Consider the following 16,578-nt stretch of genomic DNA (forward strand, 5'->3'; position numbering starts at 1 on the left):
GGTTGTCATGTTAAGACATGAACACAACTGCCTACTCTACCATCGATAAAGACTCCTCCCGGCCAATCTATAGCTCACCTCCTGTTGGCGGAACAGGAGGCGCTAGCTGGGCTGCGATTGTGTCAGGCGCTCCGGGAGCGACAGTGAAGCCGGTAAACTCTGCTGGTACCCCCGGGTTAAGACAAAATCCTGCCCGGGGCTCTTATCAATCTGCCGTAACAAGAGCGGTAAAAACGACAGGGGATATAGAGGAGCTTTTTGCTCAGGGGTTTGAATTACTCAGTAAAAGGCAGTGGAGCTCAGCGGTTAAGGTGTTTCAGGCGATCAAACCGAACACTAAAAAACAGAATGAACGTAAAGTCAATGGTCTTGCCCGGGCACTGTATCAGCAGCCCGGAAAGGCTGCAGAGGCACTGAATTTATTGAATCAACTACCGGCTTCTGTCCAGACCGGCACCCTGCTGACAAAGTCCAGGATTCTGAAAACACTGGAACGTTATCAAGAGGCAGAACATCTGCTAAAGCAGATTGTTAAAAAGGAAGCGGGCGACCCGGAAAGAGGCTGGGCCTGTAAGTACCCCGGTGTCAATATTACGCTGGCCCGTCTCTGGCAGATAATAGGTAAACACGATCAGGCCGAGTGCCTGCTGATCGCCACGTTCAGACAGGAATCGGCGAAGACAGACGACCTGGAAGCAGGCAGGGCATGCAAGTGCCATGAGACGAATCTGGGGCTGGCCCGTCACTGGCAGATCATGGGTAAGCTTGATAAAGCCGAACGACTGCTGGTCGCCACCTTCAGGCAGGAATCGTCGACGGCAGGCGACCTGGAAGCAGGCATGGCTTGCAAGTACCATGATACGAATCTCACACTGGCCCGTCACTGGCAGATGATGGGTAAGCACGATAACGCCGAACGCCTGCTGATCGCCACGTTCCGGCAGGAATCGGTTAAGGCGGGTGATCTGGAAGCAGGCAGGGCCTGCAAGAACCATGATACGAATCTCACGCTGGCCCGTCACTGGCAGATGATGGGTAAGCACGATAATGCCGAACGCCTGTTGATCGCCACGTTCCGGCAGGAATCGGCGAAGGTGGGTGACCTCGATGAAGGAAGGTCCTGCAAGCACCATGAGACCAATCTCGCTCTGGCTCGTCACTGGCAGATAACGGGTAAGCACTATAAGGCCGAAAGTCTGCTGATTGCCACGTTCAGGCAGGAATCGGTTAAGGCGGGTGATCTGGAAACAGGCAGGGCTTGCAAGTACCATGAGACCAATCTCGCTCTGGCTCGTCTCTGGCCGATAATGGGTAAGCACGATAAAGCCGAAAGTCTGCTGATCGCCACGTTCCGGCAGGAATCGGTGCAGGTGGACGACCTGGAAGCAGGTAGAGCCTGCAAGAACCATGAGACCAATCTCGCTCTGGCTCGTCTCTGGCAGGTGATGGGTAAGCTCGATAAGGCCGAACACCTGCTGATCGCTACGTGCAGACAGGAGTCGGTGCAGCCTGGCGGTCTGGAATCAGGCAGGGCCTGCAAGAACCATGATACGAATCTCACGCTGGCCCGTCACTGGCAGATGATGGGTAAGCACGATAACGCCGAACGCCTGCTGATCGATACGTTCCGGCAGGAATCGGTTAAGGCGGGTGATCTGGAAGCCGGCAGGGCCTGCAAGAACCATGATACGAATCTCACGCTGGCCCGTCACTGGCAGATGATGGGTAAGCACGATAACGCCGAACGCCTGCTGATCGCCACGTTCCGGCAGGAATCGTTGAATATAGACGACTTGGAAGCAGGCAGGGCCTGCAAGAACCATGAGACGAATCTGGGATTGGCCCGTCTCTGGCAGATGAGGGGGAAGCTTGATGAAGCCGAACGTCTGCTGATCGCCACGTTCAGGAAGGAATCGGTCGAGGTGATCAACCTGGAAGAAGACAGACCCTGCCAGAACCATGAAATAAATCTCGCTCTGGCCCGTCACTGGCAGATAATGGGCAAGCTCGATAAAGCCGAACGTCTGCTGATCGCCACATTCAGGCAGAAATCGACGACGGCAGGAGACCTGGAAGAAGGCAGGGCCTGCAACAACCATGAGACGAATCTGGGTCTGGCCCGTCTCTGGGAGATTATGGGTAAGCTACATAAAGCCGAACGCCTGCTGATCGCTATGTTCAGGCAGGAATCGGCAAAAGCGGGTGACCTGGAGGAAGGCAGGGCCTGTCAGAACCATGAGACGAATCTCACACTGGCCCGCCATTGGGGGATAATGGGTCAGCTCGATAAAGCCGAACATTTGCTGATCGCCACATTCAGGCAAGAATCGGTGAAGGCGGACGACCTGGAAGACGGTAGGGCCTGTCAGGACCATGAGACGAATCTCACGCTGGCCCGTCACTGGGAGCTGATGGGTAAGCTCAAAAAAGTCGAATGTCTGCTGATTGCCACGTTCAGGCAGGAATCAGCGGAGGCGGGCGACCTGGAAGAAGGCAGGGCTTGCAAGAACCATGAAACGAATCTTACGCTGGCCCGTCTCTGGCAGATAATGGGCAAGGTCGATAATGCCCAAAGTCTCCTCCAACAATGCCTGTCCGATAGTACGCTGGTCGATGCGCAAAAAGACCGTTACAGGCTGGCATTAAGCATTTTACATTGTGGGACCAATGAATTTGATACTTATATTGGTGCTATCACCAACGGTGTCGATAAGGCGCTCATCCAGTCAATCCATCGATTCATGATTTATTGTGAGCGTGTCGGCAAAAACGGTTCAGAAGAGCCTGTTTTACTCGAGCAAGCCTTCAATTATGTGGAGGCGGCTATGCAACTTCCGTCCACTAGTGAAAAGCGGGCACAATTGCTGTCGCAAAAAGCGCATATCATGAGAATGCAGAAAAAGGCTGAAAGCGAATGGCAATGGCTTTTTCAGCAAGCATCTTTTTTAGACCCTTCAAGAGTATTAAAAGAGAAAACCGATCCCTGGAGGAAAACAGAGCAGCGGGCGCTGAAAAAGTTAAACATCCTGAGTCCCGCTTAACGATTTGCCAGCTGTTCCATTATCTGATTGATGATGGAACCAAACTCGCTAAGGATTGTCATGTCAAGACATGAACACAACTGCTTATTCTACCACCTATAAAGATTCCTCCGGGCCGATCTATAGCTCGCCTCCCGCTGGTGGAAGGGGAGGTGCCAGCGGGGCTGCGGCTGTGTCTGGATCTCCGGGAGCAACAGTGAGGCCGTTAACCTCTTCTGGTACCCGGGGGTTAAGACAAAATCCTGCCCGGAACGCTTATCAATATGCCGTAACAAGAGCGGTAACAACGACAGGAAATACAGAGGAGCTTCTTACTCAGGGGTTTGACTTACTCAGGAAAAAGCAGTGGGACTCAGCGGCTAAGGTGTTTAAGGGAATCAAACCGACGACTCAAAACCAGAATGAACGTAAAGTCAATGGTCTTGCCCGGGCACTTTATCACCAGCCCGGGAAGGCCGGAGAGGCACTGGATGTATTAAAACAATTACCGGCTTTTGTCCAGACCACCACCTTGCTGACAAAGTCCAGGATTCTGGAAACACTGGAACGTTATCAAGAGGCAGAAAATCTGCTAAAGCGGATTGTTAAAAAGGAAGCGGGCGACCCTGAAAAAGGCAGGCCCTGCAAGCACCGTGATACAAATATCGCGTTGGCCCGTTTCTGGCAGAGGATGGGTAAGCTCGATAAAGCTGAACGTCTTTTAATCTCTACGTTCAGGCAGGAATCGGCAAAGGTGTGCGATCCGGAAGCAGGCAGGGCCTGCAAGCACCATGATACAAATATTGCGCTGGCCCGTCTCTGGCAGATGATGGGTAAGCTCGATAAAGCTGAACGTCTTTTAATCTCTACGTTCAGGCAGGAATCGGCAAAGGTGTGCGATCCGGAAGCAGGCAGGGCCTGCAAGAACCATGATACGAATCTCACGCTGGCCTGTCACTGGCAGATGATGGGTAAGCACGATAACGCCGAACGTCTGCTGATCGCCACGTTCCGGCAGGAATCGGTTAAGGCGGGTGATCTGGAAGCAGGCAGGGCCTGCAAGAACCATGATACGAATCTCACGCTGGCCCGTCACTGGCAGATGATGGGTAAGCACGATAACGCCGAACGCCTGCTGATCGCCACGTTCCGGCAGGAATCGGCGAAGGTGGGTGACCTGGATGAAGGCAGGTCCTGCAAGCACCATGAGACCAATCTCACTCTGGCTCGTCACTGGCAGATAACGGGTAAGTACGATAAAGCCGAAAGTCTGCTGATCGCCACGTTCCGGCAGGAATCGGTTAAGGTGGGTGATCTGGAAGCAGGCAGGGCCTGCAAGAACCATGATACGAATCTCACACTGGCCCGCCACTGGCAGGTGATGGGTAAGTTCGATAAAGCCGAACGCTTGCTGATCGTTACCTTCAGGCAGGAATCAGTGCAGCCGGGTGATCTGGAAGCAGGCAGAGCCTGCAAGAACCATGAGACGAATCTGGGGCTGGCCTGTCTTTGGCAGATGATGGGTAAGTTCGATAAAGCCGAACGTTTGCTGATCGCCACGTTCAGGCAGGAATCAGTCAAGGTGAGTGATCTGGAAGAAGACAGGGCCTGCAAGAATCATCAAACGAATCTGGGGTTGGCCCGCCACTGGCAGATGATAGGCAAGCACGATAAAGCCGAGCGTCTGCTGATCGCCACGTTCCGGCAGGAATCGGCGAAATCAAATGATCTGGAAGCAGGCAAGGCCTGCAAGCACCATGATACGAATCTCACGTTAGCCCGTCACTGGCAGACGATGGGTAAGCTCGATAACGCCGAACGTCTGCTAATCGCCACGTTCAGGCAGGAATCGGCACAGGTGGGCGACCTGGCAGCAGGCATGGCCTGTAAGAACCATGAGACGGATCTTACGCTGGCCCGTCACTGGCAGATGATGGACCAGCTCGATAAAGCCGAACGCCTGCTGATCGCCACGTTCCGGCAGGAGTCGGTGAAGGCGGGTGATCTGGAAGCAGGCAGGGCCTGCAAGCACCATGAGACCAATCTCACGCTGGCCCGTCACTGGGAGTTCATGGGTAAGCTCGATAAAGCCGAACACCTGCTGATCGCCACGTTCAGGCAAGAATCCGCAGAGGCGGGTGACCCGAAAAAAGGTGGCGTCTGCAAGTACCATGATACGAATCTTACACTAGCCCGTCTTTGGCAGGGGATGGGTCAGTTTGATCAAGCTGAACGTCTTTTGATTGCCACGTTCAGGCAAGAATCGGCAAAGGAGAGTGATCTGGAAGAAGACAGACCCTGCCAGAACCATGAGACCAATCTCGCTCTGGCCCTTCTCTGGCGGATGATGGGTAAGGTTGATAAAGCCCAGCGTCTGCTCCAACAATGCCTTTGCGATAATACGTTGGTCGATATGCAAAAAGACCGTTACAGGCTGGCATTAGGCATTTTACACTGTGGAACCAATGAATTTGATATTTATATCGGAGATATTACCAACGGTGTAGATAAAGCACTTATCCAGTCAATCCATCGTTTCATGATTTATTGCGAACGTGTTGCTGACGACGGTTCGGAAGAGAATATATTACTCGATCAAGCCTTCAATGATGTGGATGAGGCTATGCAACTTCCTGCCACCAGTGAAAAGCGGGCACAATTGTTGTCGCAAAAAGCGCACATCATGAGAATGCAGAGAAAAGCTGAAAGTGAATGGCGCACGCTTTTTCAGCAAGCATCCTGTTTAGACCCTTCAAGAGTATTAAAAGAGAAAACCGAACCCTGGAGGAAAACAGAGCAGCGGGCGCTGAAAAAGTTAAACATCCTTTGATGATGGAACCAAACTCGCTAAGGGTTGCCATTCAAGGCATGAACGCAATTGCCTATTCTACCATCTGTAAAAACTCCTCCGGGCCAGTCTACAGCTCACCTCCCGCTGGCGGAAGAGGAGGCGTTAGCTGGGCTGCGATTGTGTCAGGCGCTCCGGGAGCGACAGTGAAGCCGGTAAACTCTGCTGGCACCCCGGGGTTAAGACAAAATCCTGCCCAGGGTTCTTATCAATCTGCCGTAACAAGAGCGGTAAAAACGACAGAGGATATAGAGGAGCTTTTTGCTCAGGGGTTTGAATTACTCAGTAAAAGGCAGTGGAACTCAGCGGTTAAGGTGTTTCAGGCGATCAGACCGAACACTAAAAAACAGAATGAACGTAAAGTCAATGGTCTTGCCTGGGCACTGTATCAGCAGCCCGGAAAGGCTGCAGAGGCACTGAATTTATTGAATCAACTACCGGCTTCTGTCCAGACCGGCACCCTGCTGACAAAGTCCAGGATTCTGGAAAAACTGGAACGTTATCAAGAGGCAGAAAATCTGCTAAAGCAGATTGTTAAAAAGGAAGCGGGCGACCCAGAAAGAGGCTGGGCTTGTAAGTACCATGGTATCAATATTACGCTGGCCCGTCTCTGGCAGATAATAGGTAAACACGATCAGGCCGAGTGCCTGCTGATCGCCACGTTCAGGCAGGAATCGGCGAAGACAGACGACCTGGAAACAGGCAGGGCATGCAAGTACCATGAGACAAATCTGGGGCTGGCCCGTCACTGGCAGATCATGGGTAAGCTTGATAAAGCCGAACGCCTGCTGATCGCCACCTTCAGGCAGGAATCGTCGACAGCAGGCGACCTGGAAGCAGGCAGGGCCTGCAAGCACCATGAAACGAATCTGGGGCTGGCCCTTCTCTGGCAGATGATGGGCAAGCTCGATAAAGCTGAACGCCTGCTGATCGCCACCTTCAGGCAAGAATCGTCGACGGCAAGCGACCTGGAAGCAGGCAGGGCCTGCAAGTACCATGAAACGAATCTGGGGCTGGCCCTTCTCTGGCAGATGATGGGCAAGCTCGATAAAGCTGAACGCCTGCTGATTGCCATGTTCAGGCAGGAATCGGCCAGGACGGGCGACCCGGTAGCAGGCGGGGCTTGCAAGAACCATGAAACGAATCTTTCGCTGGCCCGTCACTGGCAGATAAAGGGTAAGCTCGATAGAGCTGAACGCCTGCTGATCGCCACGTTCAGGCAGGAATCGGCCAAGGCGAGTGACCTGGAAGCAGGCAGGCCCTGCAAGAACCATGAGACGAATCTGGGGCTGGCCCGTCACTGGCAGATGATGGGTAAGCTCGATAAAGCCGAACACCTGCTGATCGCCACGTTCAGGCAGGAATCAGTCAAGGTGAGTGATCTGGAAGAAGACAAAGCCTGCAAGAATCATCAAACGAATCTGGGGCTGGCCCGCCACTGGCAGATGATAGGCAAGCACGATAAAGCTGAACGCCTGCTGATCGCTGCGTTCAGGCAGGAATCGGTGAACGCGGGTGATCTGGAAGAAGGCAGGGCCTGCAAGTACCATGAAACGAATCTGGGGCTGGCCCTTCTCTGGCAGATGATGGGCAAGCTCGATAAAGCTGAGCGCCTGCTGATCGCTGCGTTCAGGCAGGAATCGGTAAACGCGGGCGATCTGGAAGCAGGCAGGGCTTGCAAGCACCATGAAACGAATCTTGCGCTGGCCCGTCTCTGGCAGATGATGGGTAAGCTGGATAAAGCTGAATGCCTGCTGATCGCTACGTTAAGGCAGGAATCAGCGCAGGCAGGAGGCAGGACCTGCAAGCATCATGAGATCAATCTGGGGCTGGCCCGTCTCTGGCAGATGATGGGTAAGGTCGATAACGCCCAACGTCTGATCCAGCAATGCCTGTCTGATAGTACGTTGGCCGAGGTTCAAAAAGACCGTTACAGACTGACATTATGCATTCTGAATTCCGGGACCAATGAATTTGACAGGTATATTGGAGACATCACCAACGGTGTCGATAAGGCTCTGGCCCAGTCAATCCATCGATTCAGGATTTATTGTGAACGTGTTGCTGAAAACGGTTTGGAAGAGCCTGTATTCCTGGATCAAGCTTTCAATTATGTGGAGGAGGCTATGCAGCTTTCTTCCTGTAGTGAAAAGCGGGCACAATTGCTGTCGCAAAAAGCGCACATCCTGAGAATGCAGAAAAAGGCTGAAAGCGAATGGCAATGGCTTTTTCAGCAAGCATCCTGTTTAGACCCTTCAAGAGTATTAAAAGCAAAAACCGATCCCTGGAGGAAAACAGAGCAGCGGGCGCTGAAAAAGTTAAACATCCTGAGTCCCGCTTAACGATTTGCCAGCTGTTCCATTATCGGATTGATGATGGAACCAAACTCGCTAAGGATTGTCATGTCAAGACATGAACACAACTGCTTATTCTACCACCTATAAAGATTCCTCCGGGCCGATCTATAGCTCGCCTCCCACTGGTGGAAGGGGAGGTGCTAGCGGGGCTGCGGCTGTGTCTGGATCTCCGGGAGCGACAGTGAGGCCGGTAACCTCTGCTGGTACCTGGGGATTAAGACAAAATCCTGCCCGGGGTTCTGATCAATCTGCCGTAACAAGAGCAGTAACAACGACAGGAAATACAGAGGAGCTTCTTTCTCAGGGGTTTGACTTACTCAGAAAAAAGCAGTGGGACTCAGCGGCTAAGGTGTTTAAGGGAATCAAACCGACGACTCAAAACCAGAATGAACGTAAGGTCAATGGTCTTGCCCGGGCACTTTATCACCAGCCCGGGAAGGCCGGAGAGGCACTGGATGTATTAAATCAATTACCGGCTTTTGTCCAGACCACCACCTTGCTGACAAAGTCCAGGATTCTGGAAGCACTAAAACGTTATCAAGAGGCAGAAGATCTGCTGAAGCAGATTGTTGAGAAGGAAGCAGGCGATTCGGAAAAAGGCAGGGCCTGCAGGCACCATGATACGAATATCACGCTGGCTCGTCTCTGGCAGATGACGGGTAAGCTCGATAAAGCTGAACGTCTTTTAATCTCTACGTTCAGGCAGGAGTCCGCAAAGGTGTGCAATCCGGAAGCAGGCAGGGCCTGCAAGAACCATGATACGAATCTCACGCTGGCCTGTCACTGGCAGATGATGGGTAAGCACGATAACGCCGAACGCCTGCTGATCGCCACGTTCCGGCAGGAATCGGTTAAAGCGGGTGATCTGGAAGCAGGCAGGGCCTGCAAGAACTATGATACGAATCTCACGCTGGCCTGTCACTGGCAGATGATGGGTAAGCACGATAACGCCGAACGCCTGCTGATCGCCACGTTCCGGCAGGAATCGGTTAAAGCGGGTGATCTGGAAGCAGGCAGGGCCTGCAAGAACCATGATACGAATCTCACGCTGGCTCGTCACTGGCAGATAACGGGTAAGCACGATAAAGCCGAAAGTCTGTTGATCGCCACGTTCCGGCAGGAATCGGTTAAGGCGGGTGATCTGGAAGCAGGCAGGGCTTGCAAGTATCATGAGACCAATCTCACTCTGGCTCGTCACTGGGAGATAATGGCTAAGCACGATAAAGCCGAAAGTCTGCTGATCGCCACGTTCCGGCAGGAATCGGTACAGGTGGGCGACCTGGAAGCAGGCAGAGCCTGCAAGAACCATGAGACGAATCTGGGGCTGTCCCGTCTCTGGCAGGTGATGGGTAAGCTCGATAAGGCCGAACACCTGCTGATCGCTACGTGCAGACAGGAGTCGTTGCAGCCTGGCGATCTGGAATCAGGCAGGGCCTGTAAGTACCATGATACGAATATCACGCTGGCCCGTCTCTGGCAGATGATGGGTAAGCACGATAACGCCGAACGCCTGCTGATCGCCACGTTCCGGCAGGAATCGGCGCAGGTGGGTGACCTGGATGAAGGCAGGCCCTGCAAGCACCATGAGACCAATCTCGCTCTGGCTCGTCACTGGCAGATGATGGGTAAGCACGATAACGCCGAACGCCTGCTGATCGCCACGTTCCGGCAGGAATCGGCGCAGGTGGGGGACCTGGATGAAGGCAGGCCCTGCAAGCACCATGAGACCAATCTCGCTCTGGCTCGTCACTGGCAGATAATGGGTAAGCACGATAAAGCCGAAAGCCTGCTGATTGCCACGTTCCGGCAAGAATCGGCAAAGGAGTGTGATCTGGAAGAAGACAGACCCTGCCAGAACCATGAGACCAATCTCGCTCTGGCCCGTCACTGGCAGATGATGGGTAAGCTCGATCAAGCCGAAGGTCTGCTGATCGTCACGTTCCGGCAGGAATCAGTGCAGGCGGATGACCTGGAAGAAGGCGGGGCATGCCAGAACCATGAGACGAATCTTGGGCTGATCCGCCTCTGGCAGATGATGGGTAAGCTACATAAAGCCGAACGTTTGCTGATCGCCACGTTCAGGCAGGAGTCGGTGAAGGGCTGCGAACCGGAAGCAGGCAGTGCTTGCAAGAATCATGAGACGAATCTGGGGCTGGCCCTTCTCTGGGAGATTATGGGCAAGCTCGATAAAGCCGAACATCTGCTGGTCACCATGCTCAGGCAGGAATCCGCAAAGGCGGGTAACCTGGAAGCAGGCAGAGCCTGCAAGAACCATGAGACGAACCTGGCGCTGGCCCGTCTCTGGCGGATGATGGGCAAGGTTGATAAAGCCCGGCGTCTGCTCCAACAATGCCTTTGCGATAATACTTTGGTCGATATGCAAAAAGACCGTTACAGGCTGGCATTAGGCATTTTACATTGTGGAACCAATGAATTTGATATTTATATCGGAGATATTACCAACGGTGTAGATAAAGCACTTATCCAGTCAATCCATCGTTTCATGATTTATTGCAAACGTGTTGCTGACGACGGTTCGCAAGAGAGTATATTACTCGATCAAGCCTTCAATGATGTGGATGAGGCTATGCAACTTCCTGCCACCAGTGAAAAGCGGGCACAATTGTTGTCGCAAAAAGCGCACATCATGAGAATGCAGAGAAAAGCTGAAAGTGAATGGCGCACGCTTTTTCAGCAAGCATCCTGTTTAGACCCTTCAAGAGCATTAAAAGAGAAAACCGATCCCTGGAGGAAAACAGAGCAGCGGGCGCTGAAAAAGTTAAACATCCTGAGTCCCGCTTAACGATTTGCCAGCTGTTCCATTATCTGATCGATGATGGAACCAAACTCGCTAAGGATTGTCATGTCAAGACATGAACACAACTGCTTATTCTACCACCTATAAAGATTCCTCCGGGCCAATCTATAGCTCGCCTCCCGTTGGTGGAACAGGAGGTGCTAGCGGGACTGCGGCTGTGTCTGGATCTCCGGGAGCGGCAGTGAGGCCGGTAACCTCTTCTGGTACCCGGGGATTAAGACAAAATCCTGCCCGGAACGGTTATCAATATGCCGTAACAAGAGCGGTAACAACGACAGGAAATACAGAGGAGCTTCTTACTCAGGGGTTTGACTTACTCAGGAAAAAGCAGTGGGAATCAGCGGCTAAGGTGTTTAAGGCAATCAAACCAACGACTCAAAAACAGAATGAACATAAAGTTAATGGTCTTGCCCGGGCTCTTTATCACCAGCCCGGAAAGGCAGGAGAGGCACTGGATGTATTAAATCAACTATCGGCTTCTGTCCAGACCGGTACCTTGATGACAAAGTGCAGGATTCTGCAAGCACTGGAACGTTATCAAGAGGCAGAAGCTCTGCTAAAGCAGATTGTTAAGAAGGAAGCGGGCAACCCGGAAAAAGGCAGGATCTGCAAGCAGCAGCGTGAGGCAAATCTCATGCTGGTGCGCCACTGGGAAATGGTGGGTAAGCTCGATCAAGCCGAACGCCTGCTGATCATCATGTTCAGGCAGGAATCGGTGAAGGTAGGTGACCTGGAAGCAGGCAGGGCCTGCAAGCACCATGATGTGAATCTCACGCTGTCTCGTCTCTGGCAGATGATGGGTAAACTCGATAAGGCCGAGCGCTTGCTGATTGCCACGTTCAAGCAGGAATCGGCAAAGACGGGCGACCCGGAAGCAGGCGGGGCCTGCAAGAACCATGATACGAATCTCACACTGGCCCGCCACTGGCAGATGATGGGTAAGTTCGATAAAGCCGAACGCTTGCTGATCGCTACCTTCAGGCAGGAATCGCTGCAGCCGGGTGATCTGGAAGCAGGCAGAGCCTGCAAGAACCATGATACGAATCTGGGGCAGGCCCGTCTTTGGCAGATGATGGGTAAGTTCGATAAAGCCGAACGCCTGCTGATCGCTACGTTCAGACAGGAATCGGTGCAGGCAGGTGACCCGGAAGCAGGCAGAGCCTGCAAGCACCATGAGACGAATCTGACACTGGCCCGCCACTGGCAGATGATGGGCAAGCTCGACATAGCCGAACGCCTGCTGATCGCTACGTTCAGGCAGGAATCGGTGAAGCCGGACGATCTGGAAGCAGGCAGTGCCTGTAACAACCATGAGACGAATCTTACGCTGGCCCGTCACTGGCAGATAATGGGCAAGCTCGATAATGCTGAACACCTGCTGATCGCCACGTTCAGGCAGGAATCAGTCAAGGTGAGTGATCTGGAAGAAGACAGGGCCTGCAAGAATCATCAAACGAATCTGGGGCTGGCCCGTCACTGGCAGATGATAGGCAAGCACGATAAAGCCGAACGCCTGCTGATCGCTGCGTTCAGGCAGGAATCAGTGAACGCGGGCGATCTGGAAGAAGGCAGGGCCTGCAAGTACCATGAAACGAATCTGGGGCTGGCCCTTCTCTGGCAGATGATGGGCAAGCTCGATAAATCTGAACGCCTGCTGATCGCTGCGTTCAGGCAGGAATCGGTAAACGCGGGTGATCTGGAAGCAGGCAGGGCCTGCAAGCACCATGAAACGAATCTGGGGCTGGCCCGTCTCTGGCAGATGATGTGTAAGCTGGATAAAGCTGAATGCCTGCTGATCGCTACGTTAAGGCAGGAATCAGCGCAGGCAGGAGGCAGGACCTGCAAGCATCATGAGATCAATCTGGGGCTGGCCCGTCTCTGGCAGATGATGGGTAAGGTCGATAACGCCCAACGTCTGCTCCAGCGATGCCTGTCTGATAATACGTTGGTCGAGGTTCAAAAAGACCGTTACCGGCTGGCATTGTGCATTATACATTCCGGGACCAATGAATTTGATAGGTATATTGGAGACATCATTAACTGTGTCGATAAGGCACTTGCCCAGTCAATCCATCGTTTCAGGATTTATTGTGAGCGTGTCGGCAAAAACGGTTCAGAAGAGCCTGTTTTACTCGATCAAGCCTTCAATTACGTGGAGGAGGCTATGCAACTTCCGTCCACTAGTGAAAAGCGGGCACAATTGCTGTCGCAAAAAGCGCACATCATGAGAATGCAGAAAAAGGCTGAAAGCGAATGGCAATCGCTTTTTCAGCAAGCATCCTGCTTGGACCCTTCAAGAGCATTAAAAGAAAAAACAGAGCCTTGGAGGAAAACTGAGAAGCGGGTGCTGGAAATGTTAAATATCCTGAGCCCCACTTGACGATTTGAAAAGTCGTCCAGTACTCAAATTTATTGCAGGCTGGCAAAAAAGTGTCTGGACGCTGATCCACAGTGCAGTGATAGCAAAGAATAAACCCTCATTGTTAATTCATGGTGAGATTGCAATGTGCACGGTATGACCGCTATTCCATCATCTGATTGATGGAACCAAACTGGCTGAGGGTTGTCATTCATGACATGAACACCACTGCTCATTTTACCAGTTCTAAAGCACCATCCAGGTTTTACAGATCACCACCTCCCGCTGGCGAAAGAGGAGGTGCTAGCTGGGCTGCAGTTGTGTCAGGTTCACCGGGGGCGACAGTGAGGCCGGTGACCTCTGCTGGCACCCGTGGGCTGAGACAAAATCCTGCCCGGGGTTCTCATCAATCTGCTGTAACAAGAGCGGTAAAAACGACAGAAAATTCAGAGAAGCTTTTTTCTCAGGGGTTTGACTTACTCAGGAAAAGGCAGTGGGACTCTGCGGTTAACGTATTTCAGGCGATCAAACCGACGACTCAAAAACAGTATGAATGCAAAGTCACTGGTCTTGCCCGGGCACTTTATCCCCAGCCCGGAAAGGCTAAAGAGGCACTGGATTTATTAAATCAATTACCGGCTTCTGTCCAGATTGGCACTTTGCTGACAAAGTCCAGGATTCTGGAAGTACTGGAGCGTTATCAAGAGGCAGAAGCACTACTGAAGCAGATTGTTGAGAAGGAAGCGGGTGATGCGGAAAAAGGCAGGGCTTGCAAGCACCATGATACCAATCTCACACTGGCCCGTCTCTGGCAGATGATGGGTAAGCACGATAACGCCGAACGCCTGCTGATCAACATGTTCAGGCAGGAATCGGTCAGGGCCGGTGATCTGGAAGAAGGCAGAGCCTGCAAATACCATGATACGAATCTCACGCTGGCCCGTCACTGGCAGATCATGGGTAAACACGATAACGCCGAACGCCTGCTCATCGCCACATTCCGGCAGGAATCGGTTAAGGCCGGTGATCTGGAAGAAGGCAGGGTCTGTAAGTACCATGATACGAATCTCACACTGGCCCGTCACTGGCAGATCATGGGTAAGCACGATAACGCCGAACGCCTGCTGATCGCCACGTTCCGGCAGGAATCGGCGCAGGTGGGGGACCTGGAAGAAGGCAGGTCTTGCAAGTACCATGACACTAATCTCACTCTGGCTCGTCACTGGCAGACAACGGGTAAGCACGATCAAGCCGAAAGTCTGCTGATCGCCACGTTCCGTCAGGAATCGGTTAAGGCGGGTGATCTGGAAGCAGGCAGGGCTTGCAAGTACCATGAGACCAATCTTGCTCTGGCTCGTCACTGGCAGATCATGGGTAAGCACGATAAGGCTGAACGACTGCTGATTGCCACGTTCAGGCAGGAATCGGTGCAGACGGGCGACCTGGAAGCAGGTAGAGCCTGCCAGAACCATGAGACGAATCTGGGGCTGGCCCGCCTTTGGCAGGGAATGGGGCAGTTCGGTAAGGCCGAACGCCTGCTGATCGCTACGTTCAGACAGGAATCGGCGCAGACCGGTGACCTGGAGGAAGACAAGGCCTGTAAGTATCACGATACGAATCACACGCTGGCCCGTCACTGGCAGATCATGGGTAAGCTTGATAAAGCCGAACGTCTGCTGATTGCAATGTTCAAACTGAAATCTGCGCAGATGGACGATCTGGAAGCAGGCAGGGCTTGCCAGCACCATGAGACGAATCTGGGGCTGTCCCGTCTCTGGCAGACCATGGGTCAGCTCGATAAAGCCGAGCGTCTGCTGATTGCCACGTTCCGGCAGGAATCGGCGAAGACCGGCGACCTGGAAGCTGGCAAGGCATGCAAGAACCATGAAACGAATCTTACGCTGGCCCGTCACTGGCAGATAATGGGTAAGCTCGATAGCGCCGAGCGCTTGCTGATTGCTTCGTTCAGGCAAGAATCGGCAAGGGAGTGCGATCTGGAAGAAGACCGACCCTGCCAGAACCATGAGATGAATCTCTCTCTGGCCCGTCACTGGCAGATAATGGGTCAGCTCGATAAAGCCGAACGTCTGCTGATTGCTACGTTCCGGCAGGAATCAGCGCAGGCGGATGACCTGGAAGAGGGCCGGGCCTGCCAGAATCATGAGACGAATCTTGGGCTGACCCGCCTCTGGCAGTTGATGGGTAAGCTGCATAAAGCCGAACGCCTGCTGATCACTATGTTCAGGCAGGAATCGGCAAAGGCGGGTGACCTGGAGGAAGGCAAGGCCTGTCAGAACCGTGAGACGAATCTTACGCTGGCCCGTCACTGGGAGATTATGGGTGAGTTCGATAACGCCGAACGCTTAATGATCGCTACGTTCAGGCAGGAATCAGCACAGGCGGGAGACCCGGAAGAAGGCAGGGCCTGCAGGCACCATGAGACGAATCTGGGGTTGGCCCGTCTCTGGCAGACCATGGGTAAGGTCGATAACGCCCACCGTTTGCTCCAACAATGCCTGTCCGATCATACGCTGGTCGATATGCAAAAAGACCGTTACCGGCTGGCATTGGTCAATTTACATTGTGGGACCAATGAATTTGATATTTATATTGGTGATATTACCAACGGTGTAGATAAAGCACTGGTCCAGTCAATCCATCGATTCAAGATTTATTGCGAACGTGTTGCTGACCATGGTTCGGAAGAGCCAGCACTCCTGGATCAAGCCTTCGATTATGTGGAGGATGCTATGCAACTTTCTTCCTCCAGTGACAAGCAGGCACAATTGTTGTCACAAAAAGCGCACATCATGAGAATGCAGAAAAAGGCTGAAAGCGAATGGAAGTCACTTTTTCAGCAAGCATCCTGTTTAGACCCTTCAAGGATATTAAAAGAAAAAACTGAGCCCTGGAGGAAAACAGAGCAGCGGGCGCTGGAAAAGTTAACCTTCAACGGTTGATCATGGTAGTACGGATGCTGGATTCTTGACCTTTTCCCGGACTGAGTAAAATGATGAGGTTATTCCGGGACAAATCCTGATTATCTTAACTCTGTGGAACTTAGTCTTGTTTTCCCCCTCTAACGGACATTCCATTAATTAATGATTCGGTTGTTTTACTATGGATGCCATAGCTCGTTCCCCTTTCCCCGGTCCTGTCGACATTAACGAGGCTCC

Annotated in this window: 6 protein-coding genes; all 6 read left to right on the forward strand. The window is 52.8% G+C overall.

All coding sequences use genetic code 11. The features are described 5' to 3' along the window. Window positions 1-17: 17 nt before the first annotated feature. The 6 genes from MJO57_RS06460 (at window position 18) to MJO57_RS06485 (ending at window position 16,362) form a co-directional block, all read left to right on the forward strand. Entirely contained in the window at window positions 18-3,041 is a 3,024-nt protein-coding gene (locus tag MJO57_RS06460) for a lipopolysaccharide assembly protein LapB (protein ID WP_252023848.1), read from the forward strand. A gap of 172 nt (window positions 3,042-3,213) precedes the next feature. Further along, window positions 3,214-5,850, forward strand: a complete 2,637-nt coding sequence (locus MJO57_RS06465) for a lipopolysaccharide assembly protein LapB (protein WP_252023850.1) — start codon at window positions 3,214-3,216, stop codon at window positions 5,848-5,850. A gap of 38 nt (window positions 5,851-5,888) precedes the next feature. Then, on the forward strand, window positions 5,889-8,210 hold the full coding sequence (locus MJO57_RS06470) for a lipopolysaccharide assembly protein LapB (RefSeq protein WP_252023852.1): 2,322 nt from the start codon (window positions 5,889-5,891) through the stop codon (window positions 8,208-8,210). 172 nt (window positions 8,211-8,382) lie between these two features. Beyond that, on the forward strand, window positions 8,383-11,028 hold the full coding sequence (locus MJO57_RS06475) for a lipopolysaccharide assembly protein LapB (protein ID WP_252023854.1): 2,646 nt from the start codon (window positions 8,383-8,385) through the stop codon (window positions 11,026-11,028). A gap of 172 nt (window positions 11,029-11,200) precedes the next feature. Continuing rightward, complete coding sequence (locus MJO57_RS06480) at window positions 11,201-13,423, forward strand: lipopolysaccharide assembly protein LapB (RefSeq protein ID WP_252023855.1); 2,223 nt, start codon at window positions 11,201-11,203, stop codon at window positions 13,421-13,423. Window positions 13,424-13,722: 299 nt separating this feature from the next. Then, complete coding sequence (locus tag MJO57_RS06485; RefSeq protein ID WP_252023857.1) at window positions 13,723-16,362, forward strand: lipopolysaccharide assembly protein LapB; 2,640 nt, start codon at window positions 13,723-13,725, stop codon at window positions 16,360-16,362. The last annotated feature ends 216 nt before the right edge of the window (window positions 16,363-16,578 follow it).

This window comes from Endozoicomonas sp. SCSIO W0465 (genome assembly GCF_023716865.1).
In the GTDB taxonomy this organism is placed as follows: Bacteria; Pseudomonadota; Gammaproteobacteria; order Pseudomonadales; family Endozoicomonadaceae; genus Endozoicomonas.